This window comes from Endozoicomonas sp. PH6C (genome assembly GCF_059322965.1).
In genome coordinates this window covers 2,951,147-2,971,905 of record NZ_CP185342.1, presented here as the reverse complement: position 1 = coordinate 2,971,905, position 20,759 = coordinate 2,951,147, and the positions used below count along the sequence as shown (strand labels likewise).

Below are 20,759 nucleotides of genomic sequence, written 5' to 3'. Positions count from 1 at the left end.
CCTCACACCAGTGACAGAAAACGTCACTGTCGAAGTTAATTTAGTGACGAATCCGCTCTGCCACCTTGGCCTGCACACCTTGTCTGTGTCACAATCATTTACAGGGTAAATAGATTTAACAGACGACCCTTTGAAGGAAGAGTGAAAAGCTGTCAATTCGTCATGGAGGACTGCCTGAATTGCGGGTTCTATTGACCTTCTCAACCTGTTCGCAAAGAGCAGTCATTTTCATCAGGGCTCTGGTGCTTCTGCTGATCTTTTTTGTCAGCCAGGCTACCCACGGGACTTCCGTTGCAGAATCTTCACCGTCTGGACCGGTTAAACTGGTCAGCTTCCTGACTTCGGTTCCTGCTCCGGAAGCGATCCTGAGCGGAAAACAGCCCGGCACCAGTGATCGCTGGTACAAACTCCGCCTGACATTGAATCATTCTCTTAATTCAGACTGGTTGCTGGTATTCAGAAGGACTCCCCACAAGAAACTTGATGTCTTCACACCTTCTGAAAAGGGTTATCGGATCACTTCATTGGGTATTGGCAGTCAAAGCCGCAAGTCAGACCCAAGAGTTCTGAAACTCCGGCTACCTGGGAACAAAACCCACGACATTTATATACGTGTGGACAGCTCAGAACCAAACAGGTTGAACCCTCACCTTTGGCCACAATCACTCTACATGCTGGATGAATACAAGAATCAGGCCTTGTCAGCTTCACTGCTGGCACTGCTTCTGCTCTTTCTGATCGTTACAGCGGCTGTAATGATCTACACCCGGCACCCTTCCTACCTGTTGCTTACTGCACACCTGCTGGCCACCACGACGCTGGTCGTATTTTACCAAGGCGACATTTTCTGGATAATTAACGGGTCCTGGGACCCCGAATTCTGGGTGCTGATCATGACGGTCATCAGCCTTGTCTCGGCCCTGGGCTGTTACAAGAACCTCGGTTTGCTGGCACTCTATAATCCCAAAACAGACAGACTTATGCTCTGGCTTAGCTGCCTGTCGGTCGGACTGGTTCTCAGCTTCTTCGCCACAGAGAAAACCCTGCTTCTCAATGCGGCATTTTTAATGATCGCAGTGTCCGCAGTCCTGCTCATTGCCAGCCTTCTGACTATTTTTTCGCAGGGTGTCAGACCCGCCAAACTGGCGTTACCGGTCATGCTCACACTGTTCTTTGCCCTATTTAGCAGCTGGGCCTCAAAAGAGTGGCCCAGAGTCATTCCCAGTCAGGCCGAACTGGCATTAATTGCTCTCCAATCCATGCTAATTAACGGTCTTTACTGGATTAACCGCAAACACAAGAATCGCCAGGCTATCTCTATCAATCTGGTTAACAGCCAATTTGATAAACGACGAGTCTTTGATTCAGCCCTTCGCAAACATCTTCAGGCACCCAGCAATGCACTAATGGATGAAAAGACCATTCGACAGCGCATTCTGGCAACTCTGGATGCGATAATACCCGATACACCCTCTATGATACTGATTAAGAATAAAGACCAGTGGGATGTCAGCAGCCATTACCCTAAAGCAGCCCAGATTCTAACAAACAGTATTGACAGTATTGAAGATGAGCTGATGAACATCATTACCTCGGAACAAAAGCACCATATCCGGCTTGAAGATCGAAACGGCGTTAAATACTGGATATTTCTGCTTCACAGTGAAGAAAACCACCATAGTCTGCTGGTGGTCTCACCGGGAAGCCAACCCAACAGACCTTTGAAGTGGCAACAGATAACCGACATCAGCAACCATGCGCGAACCCTGTTTCAGGCCAATCAGCAGACTCGATTCTGGAAACTGCAGGCCAGCCTTGATTCACTGACGGGTCTTCTGAATCGGAGAGCTTTTGTCAATGAGGCTTCAGAACTGCTTCACCGCCCTGATTCCGCAAAGTCCCAATCCTGTCTGATTTTCATAGATATCGATGATTTCAAACAGATCAATGATCGTTTCGGTCACCCGGCGGGTGACAAGGTTCTCTCTGACCTTGCTTGTCAACTAAGGAAAGATCTTCGTCAGGAGGACCTGATTGCCCGCTATGGCGGCGAAGAATTTGTTGTTCTCCTGCCCAACACAGATGCTGTCAGGGGCGTAAAGATCGCTGAGCGACTCAGGAACTCGGCATTACTCTACAAGGGAGGTCCTGTACCCCTGAGCCTCAGCCTGGGCATTGCTGCCACCGGTCCGCAGACCGACACTCTCGACAAAATACTCAAAGAGGCAGACGACGCTTTATACCAGGCCAAGCATCTGGGTAAGAACAGAGTCTGTCGGGCACCTTCCTGTGCAGATATTCGACTATCGGTTGGTGAACCAGACAAAGTTGGACAGCCTGCGCGAGAAGAGATTACAAAACGCTTATCCTGAAACGTAAATCTACATATACTGCACCGTCACACCGAGGCTTTAGAATATAGTACTCATCTCCCACCGAAAAAACGTAATACACGACAATGACCGCTCTTTTCAGTCGCTGGAGACGGCAACGGAATGACGCAGACCTGCAGCTTGAAGAACGAAATTCAAGCTGGCTGGAGAAAGTGGCACGCGCTCCTCACCAGGAGCCCTGGAGTGTCACCATACTGCAATACGCCTGGACTGCCGGTCCGGTCACACTTCTGGCCGCCTTTGCAGGCTACTATATTGGTTACGGCACCATGATGCCTTTGGACAAAACCCTGTATTTTGTTGGCTATTCTGTTGTTGCCATCGGTCTGGGTCTGTTCACCAAGCTGATTTACGACGTTACCCACGGCCGACGGATCAATCAAGACAAAAACAACCTGCTCAGCATCATCGACCGAATTCCCGAAATCATTTACATGGTGCGTGATCTGACCCAACGTAATATGACCGAAGATGCACGTCGCATCCACTCTGCCGGTATTCTTTTGCAAAAGTTCGATCTTGGTCCGGAATGGATATCAACAGCCATCGAAGATATTACGGGTGACCCCGATCTGGCCCGCAAGGCCGAACAGATTGAAATATTTCGCAGGGCTGGCCTTTATCACAGAATGCATGACATTGTTCACGAAGTCTCCGATGACACAGAGCGTTATCAAAACGAACTCAAAGAACTTCACCCACGCATAGCCAAAGCGCTCAAAAACAGGTTAAGCGGGATCGTGGCCAGACCCCATGAAGGGCAGCCCAGGGAGCCTCTGTTTATTGAGCGGATTCTCACTGCCAGCGAGCGAGATAATGAAGAATTGATGACTCTTCACGATGTCGAGGAAATACTCATATTATGCTTCGAGCTGATTTGCGGGCGCAAAATTTCCTGGCTAAAAATTGAGTATACCGGTCGCTGGGATCTGGCCAAGGCTTTGGACAGGCTCGAGGAAGAACGCAATGATTTCCGGATCAGCCGGGCCAGGGTTTACTCCCGCCTCAAGGCTCTGGCTACCTGGCTCCATAATGTTGATATCCAGAATGACATTATTACCGATCACGGCCTGAGCCCCCGGAATTTGCTGGCGGCGGTCAGGGAGTCACTCGACACTCTCAGTTTGCAGGTTCGCCAGGCCAGGGACCTGACCCATAAAACCGGCAAACACGTTAAGGCCCTGAACATAAAACGCAAACAACTCGATAAAGCCATTCAACTCTACAATGAAGCTCACCGCGCCTACCTGAAACAGGGACGGGACAGCGACAAACTCAAACGCGCCCTGAAGTACTGGCAAAAACTCTCCACACTCCATCAGCACAACCCTAAAGAGAACTTAAAACGCAGCCTGACTATTTCAGAGCAGAGTATCGAACTGGACGATGATACCAGAATGGAGGTTGCCAACCGTCTGGAAGCGTTTTCAAAGGAAACCCGCTTGAGAAAAGATAGCCATCGAGTCCACTCCCTGTCGCCTGCACGGAGATACCTGACAGAAACACGTGCCAGGGAGGTGGCCATCGAGGTGGCAACTATTCTAGACCCTTACATACATCTTCATGACCCACAGATTCAGAGGGCTATTGAGAGTTCCAATGCTTCCAGCCTGGCTTTTCTTGAGCCCGGTATGAGCGCCAGGACCAAGGCAGCGCTGGGAGAAGCTTTGGCCGCAGATGTTGACAAAAACCTCTCGGCCAGTGCCGAGAAACTGGCCCAGAACCTGATCCGTTACTATCGCGTCCCCCTGAGTGAGAGAACCATTAACTTCCTGGTACACACCTATCAGGCCGATTTGAAACGATTACAGTTCATTGCCCAGTTCGAGAGCCCTATGAGCGCTCGCTATTCACTGGATAATATTTCGCCCATCGAAGTTCCCCCTGCCAGTAACAAATGGCAAATTGACTTATACAACGCCAATAAAGTCATCAGCAAATACAGCTCTGCCAGAAGCCATGGCTGAGTCACCTCTCAGCCCATCCTGATAACAATCAACCGAGCAAATATTTTCTATATGCCAATCAGAAATACTGATAGACAGTTATTACATCTATCAGCATTCCTTATAGCCAAAAATTCACTTTACATTTCGAATGTTTCGTTTTTACACAGTGATTTATTCTTTATATTCAAACAAAAAACATTTATATCCCTAAAAAACACCTGGATAACAATATATTTTAAACATTTTTGATGAAGATCAAACTTTGCGTCCTACTGTAGTTCATATACGTAACAAATCCGAGTAACATGTCCACAAATCTGTTTAACCAGCCACAGATTGATCCAGACCCATCTAAAACTCGTATATACCGGCGCACCGGCCACATACATGCATTTAGCATGTATCTATTATCCAGAATGCGCGGTAACTGCAGCACAAAAAGGACCTCTGTGGCAGCATGCATTTTCTGATTTCCAGTACGGATTTGATTTAACACTGTCATAAACGAGGAGCACCATGATTACAGACGAAATCATCGACCTGTCGCGATTCCAGTTCGCGATGACAGCACTCTATCACTTCCTCTTTGTGCCGCTGACCCTGGGCATGACCTTCATTCTGGCGATCATGGAGTCGGTTTATGTTATGACCGGCAAACAAGTCTATCGGGATATGACCAAATTCTGGGGTAAATTGTTCGGTATTAACTTTGCACTCGGCGTTGCTACCGGCCTCACCATGGAATTTCAGTTCGGAACCAACTGGTCATACTACTCCCATTATGTTGGTGACATTTTTGGTGCTCCACTGGCCATTGAAGCCCTGATGGCCTTCTTCCTCGAGTCAACGTTTGTCGGCATGTTCTTCTTCGGCTGGGACCGACTCAGTAAAGTTCAGCATCTGGCTTGTACCTGGCTCATGGCTATAGGTACTAACCTATCGGCCATGTGGATACTGATTGCTAACGCCTGGATGCAGAACCCGGTGGGTGCAGAGTTCAATTATGAAACCATGCGCATGGAAATGACCAACTTTGCTGACCTGATTCTGAACCCTGTAGCTCAGGTGAAATTTATTCATACGGTTTCTGCCGGTTATACAACAGGTGCCATATTTGTACTGTCTATCAGTGCCTGGTACATGCTTAAAGGCCGTGATATAGGTTTCGCACGTCGTTCATTTGCGGTAGCCGCAGGCTTTGGTCTGGCATCCATCCTCTCTACGCTTCTGCTAGGCGATGAATCCGGTTATGAACTGGGAGACGTTCAGCAGGTCAAGCTGGCAGCGATTGAGGCCGAGTGGGACACCGAACCTGCACCGGCCGCTTTTACTGTTTTTGGACTCCCCAACCAGGAAGAGCAGAAAACAGATTACGCGATCAAAATCCCTTACGTCATGGGCATAATCGCAACCCGCTCAACAAACACAGAAGTACTGGGTATCAAAGATCTGATCGACGACAAGATTCAGAGAATCAACAATGGTATCAAAGCCTACGAACTGCTTGAAAAACTTAAAAATGGTGAAGATACACCCGACAATCGTCGCGAGTTTGATAAAGTCGTGGATGACCTGGGTTATGGCTTGTTACTCAGCCGATATACCGACGACATTCGAAGCGCGACACCCCAAATGGTTCGGCAGGCTGCAGAAGAGGCTATTCCGACCGTGTGGCCACTGTTTTTCTCTTTCAGAATCATGGTGGGTCTCGGTGTTGTGATGCTCCTGCTGCTTGTAACCGCCTTCTACAAGACAGCCCGCAGAACTGAGTACAACAGCCCAACATTCCTTAAACTCTGTTTCTATTCGTTGCCACTGCCGTTCATTGCCAGTGAAATGGGATGGTTCGTTGCTGAGTTTGGTCGTCAGCCCTGGTCGATCTCAGGCATACTGCCTACCTATCTGTCTGCTTCTACCCGGACAGAAGCAGACCTCTGGCTCAGCATCATTGGTTTTACTGCGCTCTACAGTATCTGCATCATTATCGAAATTTACCTGATCGTTAAATATGCCCGCAAAGGTCCTAGCAGCCTGCACACTGGCCGCTACCACTTTGAACGTAATCGTACCGACGATATGGCTCAGGCATAAAAGGAGGCCCTTATGGACTACGAAGTTCTCAAATTCATCTGGTGGGTTCTGATCGGTGTCCTGTTCATTGGCTTTGCCATAATGGACGGGTACGATCTGGGGACCGCCAACCTGCTACCTTTCATGAGCAAAACCGACGAAGAGCGTCGTATCATGATCAATGCCGTCGCCCCTCACTGGGACGGCAACCAGGTTTGGCTGATCACTTCAGGTGGCGCACTGTTTGCGGCCTGGCCTATCGTTTATGCCACAGCTTTCTCTGGCTTCTACTGGGCCATGCTGCTGGTTCTGTTCGCACTGATTGTCCGTCCGCTGGCCTTTGATTATCGCTCCAAGGTTAAACCTGAGCAGACAAAGTACTGTGACTGGGGTCTCTTTATCAGCGGCATCGTACCTTCTCTGGTATTCGGCGTAGCCTTTGGCAACCTGTTCCTGGGCTTTGGTTTTAATCTGGATGACACAATGCGCTCCAGTTTTACTCAGGGTTTCTTCTCATTGTTGAACCCCTTTGCCCTTCTTTGTGGTGTTGTCAGTGTCTCTATGCTAACCATGCAGGGATCTGTGTGGCAAAGCATGCGCTCTGGTAGCCCGATCAAAGAGCGTGCGACCATTGTCGCCCGCATCTCTGCCCTTGCGACCATTGTCACCTTTGCACTTGCGGGTGTCTGGGTAGCTAACCTGCCCGGCTTTGAGGTCGTCAGCGGTCTGGTTATGAATGGCGAAGCCAACCCTCTGATCAAAACAGTTCACATAGCTGACGCAGGCATCTGGTTGGCTAATTACACCAAGTACCCGGTTATGCTGATTGCACCGGTCATGGGTTTTGCTGGCGCCATTGGTGTCTTCCTGCTGGCCAACAGCCGTCTGCACGGCCTGGCCTTTACCTGCAGTTCAATCACCCAGGCAGGCATTATCATGACAGCCGGCTTCTCACTGTTTCCATTTATTCTGCCGTCCAGCACCCACCCTAACGTTAGCCTGACACTGTGGGATGCAACGTCCAGTTACCTGACGCTGGGAATTATGACAGTGGTTGCCATGATATTTGTTCCCATCATTCTGGGATACACCATCTGGTGTTTCTACAAATTGTGGGGTCGTATGACAGCAGAACACCTTAACGAAAACACCCACTCACTTTACTAAGGAGGGCAGACTATGTGGTATTTTGCCTGGATTCTGGGCGTACTCCTTGCGTGTGCCTTTGGTATCATCAATGTCATGTGGTATGAGTTTCATGATATGGGATTTGATAATGATATCAACGAGTTAGATGACTAGGGCAGGTGTTTGGGAGTAATTTTTTGTTACTCCCAAGCTCAATTTTCGTTCCCAAACATGCCCAAAAAGAAGCAATAATTCCGGATCGTGCCTTATGGCAAGATTTAGTTGCTCAGGAAGAAAACGCCACTCTACTGCTCAAAATGTCATGAGTGGCGTTTTATACAATCGCTTCTAAAAAATCCCTATGCACTAGCTGCTCGAGCTATAACCCAATTTCATGCTTCAGCAAGCCCCAGCCGCTAAAGCCTCCCTCAGGCAAGAAAAAGCAATGCGCTCCTGCTCGAGCCTAAGATTTTTGCTCAGTTTGTTTTGACGCAAAGCGTCAAACAACACCTGCTCTCTGTTCGTCAGGTTGGTAAGCTCCGCCAAAAAACGCTTGCTTTCAGGTTCTTCCACACAAAGAGGCATGTGCATGTCCAGTGTTGCCTGATCCATTAATAGCGACTCTGTTTGCCGGAAGCGACCTCGCAGTTGCGACAATATAGAAAAACCGTGGGTATCAATATCCCCCCAATAGCTGATTTGTTTGTCCTCAAGCCAGTTCAGTGAGAACAGAGATCGAATGCCATATCCCAGCCCGAAAATGACTATGGCATCTTTTACTGACGGGAAAGTCAGGCCATTTATTTTATTCTCGGTGATAAAGACCCGGCTTACACCCGGATCAACAAACTGTGATAGCGGCACACTCATATCTGTGGCCGGGGCCGCTGAGTCCAGCAGGCGAAAGCGGATCAATGGCTCGTCATAACACAACCCAAAGCGACGCTCAAAGCCATTCTCGGCTATACCCGATACGCTGTCGTCGAATTCTCCCGGTTCAAGTGCCAGCATGAGTAGATCTGATAGCACGCCTTTGTGAGATTCAATAAATTTGGTATCAACACCCTGAATATCCAGTTGCCGGATATACCGGTATGGCTGAGGGTTGAGCTGAAAATAGCGGCAGACTTTAATCAGCTGAGGCCAGACATCAGCATAATCCAGTAATTTCACTGGTTTGCTGTTAACCAACGGCATGACCTGCGGAAGCTGTCGTCGGGTCTGATTGGCCAAGGCCTGAAACTGTTTGAAAGCCGACTGCTGCCCAATAAAGGTCAGCCAGTCGTCCCTGCTTTCAAACAGGATTTTATGGGGTAGCCTTTGCTGCCCTAACTGCTGGTGACTGATGGTGCGATATTCCAGTTGATAGCCGCTACCGGTGACGGCCCTGGAATGACGGTGCAATTCTGCAACCCAGTCCCGAACCTGAATAAATTCACTGCTCAGGGTACGCCCTGACGGTGTTTTGAAAGGAACCTCAAAGGGGAAAAACACCTCATCATTCAGCCAGCTTTTCAGGAAAGTCCCAGACACCCAAGGGCGCAGGGCTTTCTTTTTCAGTTCTTTCTGGGAAATCATACTAATTCACAGTCACCGAAACAGGATCAATGCCTGCGAGCATCTGCTCTTTTTGCTCCAGCAGATATTGCTGTTTATCCCTGCGATACTCCTCAATGGTCAGGTTCTGCAAGACCGAGTTGCAGCCGCCTTCGTTATGAACAAAATGCACCGAGCTGACGTAGTCTTCTATCACATGAATTTTCTGTAGAGGCGTCACAATCAACAGTTGCAGATTGAGCTTGCGGAACAACTCCAGTCCATATCGGGCAGATTCATCAGATCCCCGGCCAAAGGCTTCATCAATCATCACGAAACGGAATGACCGTGAGCGTTTCTCTCCCCACTCGAGACCAAACTGGTAGACCAGTGCCGCCGCCAGGATAGTGTAGGCCAGCTTTTCTTTCTGCCCCCCGGATTTTCCCGCCGAATCGGAATAAAATTCCTTTTCGGAGTCGTCTTCACGGTAACGTTCAGAGGCATTAAACAGGAACCAGTTGCGCACGTCCGTGACTTTTTTGGTCCAGCGCTTATCAAGGTCGCTCTGCCCTTCCCGGCCATTAAACCGTTCAATAATCTCTTTCACCTGAAGAAACTTGTTTTCTGCATAGTGTTCACTGGTATCGGGCGACAGGCTGTCCCCCAGACAATTACGCAGGTCGATTTTGAACTGATTGATTTCCGGGTCACGGTTACTATCCGCCACCAGACGGATATAAGAACCTTCACTGTAATCAATCGCCGACAGCGAGCGGTTAATGGTGTCAATCTTGTCCCTGATGGTTTGCTGCTGATGATCCAGCCAGTTCTGAAACATCGCCATATTGTGAATGGTGCCTTCGTTGAGCATTTGCTTGAAGCGCTGCTCATGCCTTGGCAGGTCTTCACCCTGCAAGGTTTGCAGCATACCGGAAAATTCTCCGGCAGAAGCAACATCGGCATCCACTTCCCGGGTTTCCTGGGGGTAAGCGTTTTTATAATCGGACATCTGTCCGGTAATTTTTGAGATCAGGTTTTTGGCGGTATTCTGACGTGTATCAATCCGGCTGGTCAGCCATTTACGCATGACGACTTGACCACTGTCACAGCTTTCAATAGTGATTTTTTTATCGGGCAGTGCTTCTGGCTCCAGCAACTCCAATTCAGGGAAACAGGCTTCCCGGTGTTCGCCAGGCAGTTCATCCAATAGTCGTTGTGCCTGATCCCGATCGTCACGATCTCGCTCCAGCTTTGAGTTCAGGTTGCCCACATCCTGCCCAAGCTTCTCCTTTAGCCGATCCTGTTCAGCAATCAGGGCTTCGGATCGGGATTGGCGCTCCCGCAGGGTTTTCAGGATGTCCGAACCGGTTTCCAGCTGTTGTTTTTCTTTCTCAAGAGTCTGAATCTGCAGCGCCAGTGGCTGCCAGTTAATCTCGGCAAAGCTTTGCACATTCAATAACAGTTCCAGCTTCAACTGACTGTTCTGTAACCCCTTCAGCCGATGGGTAAATTGCGCCTGCTTCGCAGCCGCCTTTTGAATCGTCTGCTCTTTCCGCTTTTGTTCTGTTTCCAGGGCAAAAATCTTTTCCCGATTACTCCAACCCAGTACATATCGAGATCGGTCATCAATACGGTAGCGGTCGTCTTTTTCATGGCGGCTGCCGCTGCTTTTGATCTGGCCATTGGGGGTAATCGCCCGGCTCATCCTGCGGAAGTCTGCCATGTTATCGCAGCAGGTATAGTCGAATCGCTGAATCAGCTCTTGTTCCAGCCAGCCGTAAAACAGGCTGTCGGTTTTCACCGAGATTTTACGGCTCAGCGAGTGTTCGTCTATGGCATCATGCACTGGACGTGAAGGCTCCCGAACCCGGTAATACACCAGCCGTCCTTTCAGATGGGTCTGGTTAACATAGTCGGCCACTGCCTGATAATGATCGTCGGGCACCAGCAGGCTCAGGGCGAAATTATGCAGCACTCTTTCAGCCGCCCCTTCCCACTGTTTTTCTTCTTCCCGGATTTGCAGCAGCTCACCGGCAAAAGGCAGGGTGTCTTCCGACAGGGACAGGTTCTCACAAAGCGCTTCACGAATGGCAAGGTTACGGCTTGGGATATTGGACTTACGCCCTTTCAGGGAAGCAATTTCCTGCTCCAGTTCTGAATGTTCATTCCGCAGTTGCTTCAGAACAACGGCCTGTTCCACCTGTTCGTTCTGTAAATCAGCCTGCTTCTGTTCCAGCCGTTGCCGACTTTCCTGCGCCTCTTTCTGGTTGCCATAAAAACCTTCGTCGTCTTTTGGCTCCGGCATATCCAGTTCACGACACAGGCCAAGGTATTTGTCACAGGCATCAGACAACCGCTCCCTTTCCCTGTTCAAACGTTCTATTTCAGTTTTCAGATCCGAGAGTCGTTGCCCGCCGTTCTGATCTATCGCCCGCTCTATGTCCCGCAACTCCGAGCGCAAATCCGTTAACAGCTGCCGGGCTTCTTCCAGTCTGGCGGTGAGTTTGGTCTGCTCCTGTTCCCGACGAACAATGCGATCATTTAACAGTTGAATTTTCTTGTCAGCAAAGAATCCGTACAGCGCTTCCCGGCACTGCTTTAAAGAATGAATGGCGGCTTCCAGTTCCGAATAGCGCTCACAATCCTGAACCAGTGGCGACAGTTTTTCTATTTGCTGGCGGGCTTTCAGTACGGCTTCATGGGCACGATTGAGGTTATCAAACTGACGACTGAGTTCATCTACCCGATCCGCCACATCGGTGCTTTTGAGCATATGGCTGCGGACAAACTCTGTTAAGTTACCCACGGATTTCATCGAGACAGTCTGATAAAGCAAGTCCAGCGCCTGATCGTTTTCAATCCCCATCTGCCGACGAAATTCCGCTTGATACTGAGAGAAGCTGTCAAACAGTTTCAGGTGATCTTTACGTTTAAGTTGTTTTTTCAAGTCACCGATATCACTGCCAAAACCACTGAAATGCCTGGCAATGGTTAACGGCTTTCGGGCAACAATATAAAAGCGTTCCGGTGTATTGGCGTTATCCCGACTCCAGAATACCTGTGCCAGAGTGATCGTCTGGTCATAGCCTTCATTCCTGAACCGGGCGAGGATCACGCTGTAACTGTTGTGGTCACGCAGGGCGACGGCTTTGGCACTGAGCGTGTCATCATCTTTAGCGCTTTTGAAATAGCCGCGAACATAAGACGTCAGGCTTCGTTCACGGGTTTCCGCACCTGCCGCTTTGTTGTAGGTGATCTTCTGGCTGGGCACTAACAGTGTCGTTAACCCGTCCACCAGGGTCGATTTACCGGAACCGATATCTCCGGTTAACAAACTGTTGTTGCCATCCGGCTGTGCCGACCAGATTTTTTTATGGAAGGTCCCCCAATTCAACACTTCCAGTTTTTCGAGCCGGAATCCTGCCTTGCCATCGTCCTCGTTGAACTCAACTATTTGATTCTGCATGTTCCCGGTATACCTTTAGCTTGTCATTAAAATCCGCCAGCCAGTCGGCATCTACCAATGCCTTGATGATCCGGCGAACTTCCCAGGCGGGCGGATTGCTGTTCAGTTTTTTCAGAAATCCGAATTCGGCGACTTTATTGAGGTGAGTATCAATCTGATCAAACAGACGCGCTTCATTAGCGCGGTCTGGCAGAAAGACTCGCATCATTTCCACAATTTGCTCCCGCGACAAAATCAGCCTGGATTCACCACCACCGGCATCCTGCTCCACCATTTTCTTGCGCAGCAGCACACAGAGTAAGCTGACCGGAAAACTTAACGGACGACGGGTGACCAGTTTCGGCAATGCCAGCTCTTCGTCATTAACCTGCTTCAGAAAAGCGTAACCTTCTGCTTCATCCAGTACCAGGTCAAGTCCAATCACTTTGACATAATCAATCACTCTGGCATGTAAATCCTGTAACTGCTGCCAGACCGCAGGGTTATTGTCCCGATATAAAACGCCTTTCATCAAATGAATAACCACTACACCGAGCGAGGCATCCTGTGCTGTTTCTACGTCATCATTCACAAAAACTTTTCTCCAGTAAACTGTCGTCTGATTTCAGCGTCATCGGGTAAAGATGACTTCCGGCATTGAGGCTTCTTTCTGATGTCCTTTGTCATCCAGCCAGATAATCACTTCAACCTGTTCAGCATTGACCAGCGCATGATCCGATTCAGATGCTATATGCAGATAGGCCACCACTTCGCTCAAGCCCTTTCGAACCGGATACTGTTTCACCAGTTCCGATAAACTGATCTGCTGACGATTCTGGAGCGCATGGCGAATACGTGCCCGCAGCTCCCGCTCATCCACATAGTGCTGGCTATACAAAGCGGTGCTGTCAAATTCGGCCTGCCCTTCTTCCGGCACCTCTTCAATCACCGGGCGCACAGCCGGGCGGAACAGACCACGGGACATAGGAAGTTCAATCTCGGGTTTACAAGGCTGCAATGTAGTAAAGAGTTTATCCGGTGGCGGGCTCTGGCGCACAGCGATAGCGCTCTGCTCGATCTCCCGGACAATCTCCATGATGCGACGATTTTCCAGCCAGGCCTGATCCGCCAGGTAGTGCCGGAGCTGTTCCACCAGTTGCGCACAAGTGCTGTTCACTTTTTCTCCGGCCTCCAGCAAGCGGAAGCGAATTTGGCCCAGCAGCTCATCGTGTTGCAGGCTACGCACTTCGGGCAGTGCCAGCACTTTTTCCAGAATTGTCTGTAATTCATCCTGACTGGACGGCGACATCAGCCAGCTCCAGAACGCCTTGAAACTACGCCCCTGATCCGATTCGGTGATGGCGTCCTGTTCCGAGAAAATATCATCCAGCATCTGCCCCTTGCCGCTATTGCTGATCGTGATTCGTTCCCGAACGCCCCGGTCAAGGCTGCGAAAGTTCTCTTCTACCTGGCGGAAATCTGATAATAACTGTCGTGCGGTATCTTCAGCCTGCAAGAATTTCTCTTTGACTCTTGTCGGGTCATGAGGCGCCATCTGGCCACTTTTCAAACGAGCAATTTCGAGTTCAAGCCCGGCTTTTTCCTGCTCCAGACGATCGATTCTCAACTGCGGGTCGACCTCCGTCTCATGGGCAATTTCATTGAGAAGACGAAAGACCGTCAACAAACGGGACTCGGTACCCACAAACTGTTTCTGCTCAAACCCGGACAGCCATTCGATCACTTTCTCCGTGGCCGGTGTCAAATCAAACAGGGGTTCATCGCCTACACTGGCAGCCGGATAATATTTGCGCAAATATCCCTGCTCCCCGGATGCCCAGTCGTTCAGGTAGTCCCGACCTTTGCGGGGGTATTTGTTTTCACCGCTGCTCTCACGCAAATGGTGCAGATAATCGTCCAGCCGGGTCGCCAGCTCTTCAGCAGCGATGGAACGCTGATTGGTCACGATAAAAGAACGATGCAGGAAGCTGATAATCAGCGGCGCGCTGTCAGCCTGTAATAGACGCCAGGCGGGATGACTGCGAAGTCCGACAAGTCTGTGAAAATCCATAAAACCTCAGGGCTGCTATAGCGTTTACGGTACCGACACTCAGCTCAAGTGGAACATTGCTTATTCAGCAATTAACCAGTAAATGGCAATATCTCAGAGCCGCTGGTCTGATCTGTGGAAAGCGCTTAAACAAAATCAGGAAACTATTGGCTTTAATCGCTCCAGCTTTTCAAGCCACTGTGCAAAGTGCGGACACTTGACCCTCATGGCATCAAGCCCAATATCCATTGCAACCAAACTACCATGGAAAGGTTTCTGGTAACTTCTGAAATGTTTGATGATACGCTTGGAAGGCGCTGTTTCAGGCCTATCGTTGATAGCTTCCGGCTTCAGACCTTCGACTTCTTCTTCCAAGTCAGCGACCAAGCCAGGCCTGTCTGCTTCCAGTATTTCAAATCCATTCACATCAGAGAAAAGCAAAGCTTCAAATTCATGCAGAATAATGCCAGGAATAAAACGATGGCTGAAACCAATGCGAGCTTGAAAATCTGCCTCTATCCGCTGCACTGAAGCATAAATATCCTTTGGATTTTTCAGATCCACAGAAGGGAAATCACCCGGCAAGCCGTAATAATCCAGCATCGTGGTCACATACGCTCCGGTATCTTCCTTGCAAAGCCGACTGACCTGATTCTCGATCTTAGCGAATGTGGATACACCTCCACGCCCGGTTTTGCTGGTTCGGAGCAAAATAGCTGTTGTATAAATATCCAACCGTTGAAGATGCTCCTGCAGAACTTCATTCACGAAGGCCTCTTCCGTCTGTCCTTCTACAACTATGTTCAGACGAATCATTTTGACGGCCTTCCTCCCAGGAGGTTCTTCTTCCAGATATCCCCAAGAGAATAATCTTCCAACCAGCCTTTGAGTTTCTCCTCACTCGTTCGTTCAAAAACTGTTTCACCATTTCGCCGATTAACAATCACCAGATCATCAGCTTCAAACTCATTCACCAGTTCAACGGACTGCGTGGAAACGATCACCTGATGACTGAGTGACACAGCTTTCAACTGTGCTGACAATAACGCTATGGCATAAGGATGCAGCCCTAGTTCAGGTTCATCAATCAGCAGGGTGCTGGGCATGAAGTCTTCAGGCTGATTTAATACGGTAGCCAAACAAATAAAACGCAAAGTACCATCAGAAAGCGCATGAGCCTTAAGGGGAACATCCATCCCCTTCTCGGTCCATTCCAACTCTATTTGATCTGCATTATGTGTAGTGGACCGAAGGTGGAAATCCCCAAAAAATGGAGCCACCAGTTGGATAGCCCGTACTATTTTTTTGTAATGCGCAGGATGGTTCTGTTTAAGACGCAGCAAAAATGCAGCTAGATTTCTGGCATCCTGTCGTAGATATTCATTATCATTAATCTGGCTCGGTTGTTTTACAAGCGCAGTTTCACTGGTATCGTGAAAATGATAAACCCGCCAGTTAGTGATGGCATTACATACTGATTGTTCTGTACCATCCGTCACATGCTGACCGACATAACTTTCGAAATGCCCCGCATTGCTGATATGCCCCCCAGCCGCCAGAGATTCATGATGAAACATCATTCGGTTATCTGCTGTTGGCTCCAGCTCCAACATGTATACCTTGTCACCAAAATACAGTTCTGACTCAAATGACCGGGTCACCTTACGCCCATGCCTTAAAAGAGCGTCCGGGCCTCCCTGCTTGCCTACAGTTCTTTGCAGGTTGCCCGACAGAATCTGACCAATAAGGCGGAAAAAGCTGATAAAGTTCGTCTTACCTGCGCCATTCGCACCTATCAAAATATTCAGGGAACCCAGCTCCAAATCGCACGAACGTATAGACTTGAAGCCACCAATTCTGAGGTGAGTCAGCTGCTTGTCGTCAGAGACCGGCTGCATAGCACACTCCTGTATAGAAAATATTTACAATAATAACCTGATTTGATGTGGAATGGCTGTATGACTGGATGAGGTTTTTTTGTTGCCCGATCAGAGCGGCTCATTCTCTACAACAGTATATAGCGCTGCAATCGTCTTCTGTCTGATGTCCTGAACTAACGGTAGCGTATAGCGACCAATTAGCTTCAAAAGTACTAAAAAGAAAAGGTTTAAAGCTCAATTTTACATTATTAAAGAGGTTTGGTATGAGTTTCATGATATGGTATTTGATAATTATATCAATGAGTTAGATAACTAGGGCAAGTGTTTGGGAGTGAATTTTTATTACTCCCAAGCTCAATTTTTGTTCCCAAACATGCCCAAAAAGAAGCAATAATTCCGGATCGTGTCTTATGGCAAGATTTAGTTGCTCGGGAAGAAAACGCCACTCTACAGCAAAAAAGCAGTGAGTAGCGTTTTAGTTTCAGTGCAGCAGCCAGTCCCTGGTCAAAGCGAACAGAGAAGATTTCAGCTGATACAACTGCTCAATCATCAGGCTTTTTGGGAACAGCTCTTCTGGTAGCTGAATACTGATCCCCAGCCCCACAACATCTATCCCTGAATACCCACAACGTTTCACCAGATCAACCACCGCATCATAGTGATCAATATCCGGCGCCCCATCGGTAATCATCAGGATCAAGCGCCTTTCGGCATTTGACTGGCAAATCTGATGCACTGCATGCCACAACCCTGTGGCCATGGGGGTTGAGTCATGGCTGTCCAGAGCAGAGAGTATTCCTGCAATTCGCAGATCTGAATCCTTGCCTGAAACTATTGGGTATACCCGGTCAGACACGTTGCCCGGATAGGCAGAAGCCGTCACAGTGACACCTTTGATCGGCTTCAATGCCATTATCAAAGCCAGAACCGCTTCCCTTGCCAGTTCCATCCGTGGGCCCATGGACGCTGAGATATCGAGAGAAATATGAACAGTCGCGTTGGTTTCTATGGATTCTGAACGTCGTTTAAAAAGACGACCATCGTCCAGAGCTATCCTGTGCAGCCGTTTACCATTGATTCTCATACCTCGCTTGCCAATGCGATCTCTGGTTAAAGTTTGCGCCTGAACCAGTCCGGCTAGCTGTGCAGCTAGACGAGCGGATTCTGACTTTACCTTCCAGAGCAAATCCTTTGCGGCCTCTCTGTTTTGATCATTTATGAACACTTCATCAATTCCAGGTGTCGTAGTTATTGCTGACAATCTGGGTGATTGCTTATAACTCCAGCATTCAAGCTGACCTGCCACGGATTCGTAGAGGCCTTCAGGCCAGTCAACATCAGACGACTCCAGGATTTGTTTCAGAAACGGGTCTTCAGCCTTGTCTGAAGCTTCTCCGTTTGCTGAAACAGATTGATCATCATTTCCTGACAAATTCTCAGTTTTTTTGTCTTTTCCTTCCGCAGAATCGGATTCCAGATCATCACCTGACACAGAATCTGATTTATCCTCCTGATCCTGTGTATCAGAATGCTGAGAATAGGTTTCCTGATCTACTGACGCATTTTCTGTTTTTTCCGCACTTGCCTCACCTGAACCTTCGCTTTCAGAATTTTCATGGCTGAGATTCTGAAACAACGCGATGATCTGGTCAGCCAGACTCAAAGCTTCCCTCGTGCTCTTCAAGTCAGGTACCTTGACCAAATGTTCATCAAGTGAATCCAGTAATTGTCTGGAAAAACAGTCACTCATCACTTCACGGGCTTTCGCTGCTTCCTGCTCCAAAGCCATCTGTCCCAGCACCTCGTAGCGCAGAATCGACAATAAAGAGTCGTTTAACACTTTCACAGGTGGATCACTCTTTTTTGGTGCACCTACACGACCTTCAGCCACTAACTGCCGGATGACTTCTGCGAGCGAAAAGCCAGCACCGGGGTATTCCTGGCTGATTGCTTTTTCGATCCGAATGTCCTCAAGCAGGTTAGTCAGCCTGTGCCGAAGAGCAGAGCCTTCATAGTCCAGATCAAAATCCGTGTAACGCACATGGGCGGCCTCATGACTCAAGAATCCCCAGCAAAGGGTTTCCTGTTCACGTCGCTGCGGGTCAAAGGCTGGAATCCAGATGCACTCACCATCGGTGCACGCTTTACGACCAGAGACTTCAACCCGAACACCCATTTTTCTGCCCAATGCACTGCCAACAATTGGGAGTGCTTTGTGTAAAACAGGAGCCATATCCAAATACCTCGTATGCATAAGAAAAGGGACATAGCTCCTGCCCCGGCGGGCACTATGTCCCGCTTGGGGTGGCTGGCTTACACCAACCGGTTCAGAAGTAGAAAGTAGCTGTAGACATCGTTTCCTCCGGTATCACAACCCGTTGCTCTTTAAGAGGTTCTTCCTGAATCTCTATCTCATTTAATGCCGACGACTGGGTTTGAGGCATTTCCTGATCCTGCACCTTCACAGGTTCAAGAGCCGTCAAACCTTCCGCACAACGCTCCATTTGCTCCACAGAACACAGCAGTAAAACCCGCTCCATCAACTGAGTCAGCACTTCGCCTTGCAATGCTCCGTTGTTAGGCAATTGCGATAACCCGGCATCCAGCCGTTGCACTATGGACGAAATTCCGGGATCAACAAACGACAGACCGTGCAGTTTATCTCTGAGCCGAAGAATCGGATTCAGAGCTTTACGGGTGACTTTGTTTTTCCCTTTGAAGGTCTGCTCAAACAGAGCCTGAGCATCCCGGCTGATTTCTTCTCGCAGTGTGCCACCCAACTGGTTTACCTGTTGATTCAGGTTCTCCGGTTGGGGCGATGCCACTACTTTGTAAGTCGTGTAACCAAAATGAAAACGTTGACCTACATCCTGAGCATCCGGCACGGCACTTCTTATGGCTTCGGCAAAGTCAGGATGGGCACTCACCCATTCCTGAATATGCTGGTCATAGCCTGTCAGAAACACCTTCTTTTCCTGGTTAAAGTCCTGCTGAACCTGATCCAGTTTCAGACTTAATCCTGAAACATAATGATCGGGCACAGCATAACCACCCAGAAACCTTACTCCTTCTCTGCCACAGAGCCGACACGCCTGATCTCTCAGACGATGAAATGGCTTGAGCACTTCCCGTTTACACAGTTTTTTGCTTCCCAGCGATACCACTTCATCAGACGGCAACTGACCACCTTTTCCCAGCACCAAATCCTCTGGTTTCAGACGACGAGCGCCCGACCAGATGGAGCAGTCCAGGGCAATCACTGACATTTGATCCAGAACTTTGTCTACAACAGCGTGATCTGTCATGAGTCCACTCCTGAAGACCACAAGTCTCCGAATACATCATGCCCAATCCGATGAATCGCCTGTCGCTCCGCAGGTTCCACTCTGGCAGTCAGGGCTTGTTCCAGCGCATACTCAAATACTCTGGGTGCACCCTGAAACCGGAGTGATAACCTTGCCCAGCGCGCCAGTCCACGAGTGGACAAAGTGACACTGAGCTGCGATTCGCCTTCTCCAGCTCTTCCATCAGAATCACCAGTGAACAGACGACGCACCTCGTTAGCGAGTTTCACCATCTTTTCTCTGACGACAACGGGCAGCTCGGGCACCACCTGGTTAAGAATCATCAGCTCTGTGAATTCGTCAGGATAATCCACCAAAATCACACGAAACCGATCCAACCAGGCTAATGATTGTCTTAATATGCCCTGATACAGACCACTGCCATCCCCTGCTCCAGCACTGTTACCGGTGGCAACAAACCGGAATCGTGGATGCACCGGAATGATTTCTCCGCCGTTTTGCGCCAATACAAGAGGCGCACCATCCAGCAGATCATACAAGCCAGCAAGTACTGCCGGGTCGGCCACATCCATCTCATCCAGGATCAGAATATGACCGTCTTTTACCGCAATACTTAGGGCACCATATTGGAAGGGAGTTGATCCCTTATCCAACACTTTCTGCCCCAGCAAATCATCCAGCTCTAACCTTCCATGAACAGGCACCATCTGCACTGGCCAGTGCAACCTTGCAGCAGCCTGGGAAACCAGACTGGTTTTCCCACACCCTGTCGGACCGCACAAATACAAGCCATCACCCTCCGGATTATCCAAAAACGCCAGCAGCTTCCGCAGCCGGTCTCTGTCAAATACATAAGGCTGAACAGCCGGTACTGCCGGATGCCCGCATTCCTTATAACCTTCGAGCAGAATCAGTTGATTGGAATCCAGATCGAAGGTTTCATTCAGCTCATAAAATGCCGGTTGCAAACCAGCTGACTCAGACTGAGCATCATTTTCCATTG

At 49.1% G+C, this 20,759-nt stretch carries 14 protein-coding genes; 5 read left to right on the top strand and 9 right to left on the bottom strand.

Annotation, left to right across the window (positions count from 1 at the left end):
- Positions 1–179 precede the first annotated feature (179 nt).
- The 5 genes from ACOMG9_RS11135 to cydX all read left to right on the top strand — a co-directional run bounded on the left by ACOMG9_RS11135 (position 180) and on the right by cydX (position 7,714).
- A complete protein-coding gene (locus tag ACOMG9_RS11135) occupies positions 180–2,372 on the top strand; it encodes a diguanylate cyclase (protein WP_448216958.1) in 2,193 nt (730 codons plus the stop codon).
- Positions 2,373–2,458: 86 nt separating this feature from the next.
- Entirely contained in the window at positions 2,459–4,360 is a 1,902-nt protein-coding gene (locus ACOMG9_RS11130) for a hypothetical protein (protein ID WP_448216957.1), read from the top strand.
- A 498-nt stretch (positions 4,361–4,858) separates the two neighbouring features.
- Complete coding sequence (locus tag ACOMG9_RS11125; RefSeq protein WP_448216956.1) at positions 4,859–6,433, top strand: cytochrome ubiquinol oxidase subunit I; 1,575 nt, start codon at positions 4,859–4,861, stop codon at positions 6,431–6,433.
- A 12-nt stretch (positions 6,434–6,445) separates the two neighbouring features.
- Positions 6,446–7,579, top strand: coding sequence for a cytochrome d ubiquinol oxidase subunit II (gene cydB / locus ACOMG9_RS11120; protein ID WP_422133609.1), 1,134 nt, complete (start codon positions 6,446–6,448; stop codon positions 7,577–7,579).
- A 12-nt stretch (positions 7,580–7,591) separates the two neighbouring features.
- Complete coding sequence (gene cydX, locus ACOMG9_RS11115) at positions 7,592–7,714, top strand: cytochrome bd-I oxidase subunit CydX (protein ID WP_422137889.1); 123 nt, start codon at positions 7,592–7,594, stop codon at positions 7,712–7,714.
- A 225-nt stretch (positions 7,715–7,939) separates the two neighbouring features.
- Here cydX and ACOMG9_RS11110 read toward each other — a convergent pair whose 3' ends face one another.
- The 9 genes from ACOMG9_RS11110 to ACOMG9_RS11070 all read right to left on the bottom strand — a co-directional run bounded on the left by ACOMG9_RS11110 (position 7,940) and on the right by ACOMG9_RS11070 (position 20,757).
- Positions 7,940–9,118 carry a DUF3322 domain-containing protein gene (locus tag ACOMG9_RS11110; RefSeq protein WP_448216955.1) on the bottom strand — a complete coding sequence of 393 codons (1,179 nt, stop codon included), beginning with the start codon at positions 9,116–9,118 and terminating at the stop codon, positions 7,940–7,942.
- A 1-nt stretch (position 9,119) separates the two neighbouring features.
- On the bottom strand, positions 9,120–12,542 hold the full coding sequence (locus tag ACOMG9_RS11105; RefSeq protein WP_448216954.1) for an ATP-binding protein: 3,423 nt from the start codon (positions 12,540–12,542) through the stop codon (positions 9,120–9,122).
- Positions 12,523–13,113, bottom strand: coding sequence for a DUF4194 domain-containing protein (locus ACOMG9_RS11100; protein WP_448216953.1), 591 nt, complete (start codon positions 13,111–13,113; stop codon positions 12,523–12,525). The genes ACOMG9_RS11105 and ACOMG9_RS11100 overlap by 20 nt, the downstream gene beginning before the upstream one ends.
- A 39-nt stretch (positions 13,114–13,152) precedes the next feature.
- On the bottom strand, positions 13,153–14,592 hold the full coding sequence (locus ACOMG9_RS11095; RefSeq protein ID WP_448216952.1) for a DUF3375 domain-containing protein: 1,440 nt from the start codon (positions 14,590–14,592) through the stop codon (positions 13,153–13,155).
- Positions 14,593–14,727: 135 nt separating this feature from the next.
- Complete coding sequence (locus tag ACOMG9_RS11090) at positions 14,728–15,387, bottom strand: DUF4276 family protein (protein WP_448216951.1); 660 nt, start codon at positions 15,385–15,387, stop codon at positions 14,728–14,730.
- Positions 15,384–16,469: an AAA family ATPase gene (locus ACOMG9_RS11085; RefSeq protein ID WP_448216950.1), complete on the bottom strand. Its 1,086-nt coding sequence runs from the start codon at positions 16,467–16,469 to the stop codon at positions 15,384–15,386. Before ACOMG9_RS11085 ends, ACOMG9_RS11090 begins: the two co-directional genes overlap by 4 nt.
- A 463-nt stretch (positions 16,470–16,932) precedes the next feature.
- Entirely contained in the window at positions 16,933–18,684 is a 1,752-nt protein-coding gene (locus ACOMG9_RS11080) for a vWA domain-containing protein (protein ID WP_494530259.1), read from the bottom strand.
- A gap of 94 nt (positions 18,685–18,778) precedes the next feature.
- Positions 18,779–19,756, bottom strand: coding sequence for a DUF3150 domain-containing protein (locus tag ACOMG9_RS11075; protein WP_494530258.1), 978 nt, complete (start codon positions 19,754–19,756; stop codon positions 18,779–18,781).
- Positions 19,753–20,757, bottom strand: coding sequence for an AAA family ATPase (locus ACOMG9_RS11070; RefSeq protein WP_494530257.1), 1,005 nt, complete (start codon positions 20,755–20,757; stop codon positions 19,753–19,755). Before ACOMG9_RS11070 ends, ACOMG9_RS11075 begins: the two co-directional genes overlap by 4 nt.
- Positions 20,758–20,759: the final 2 nt, after the last annotated feature.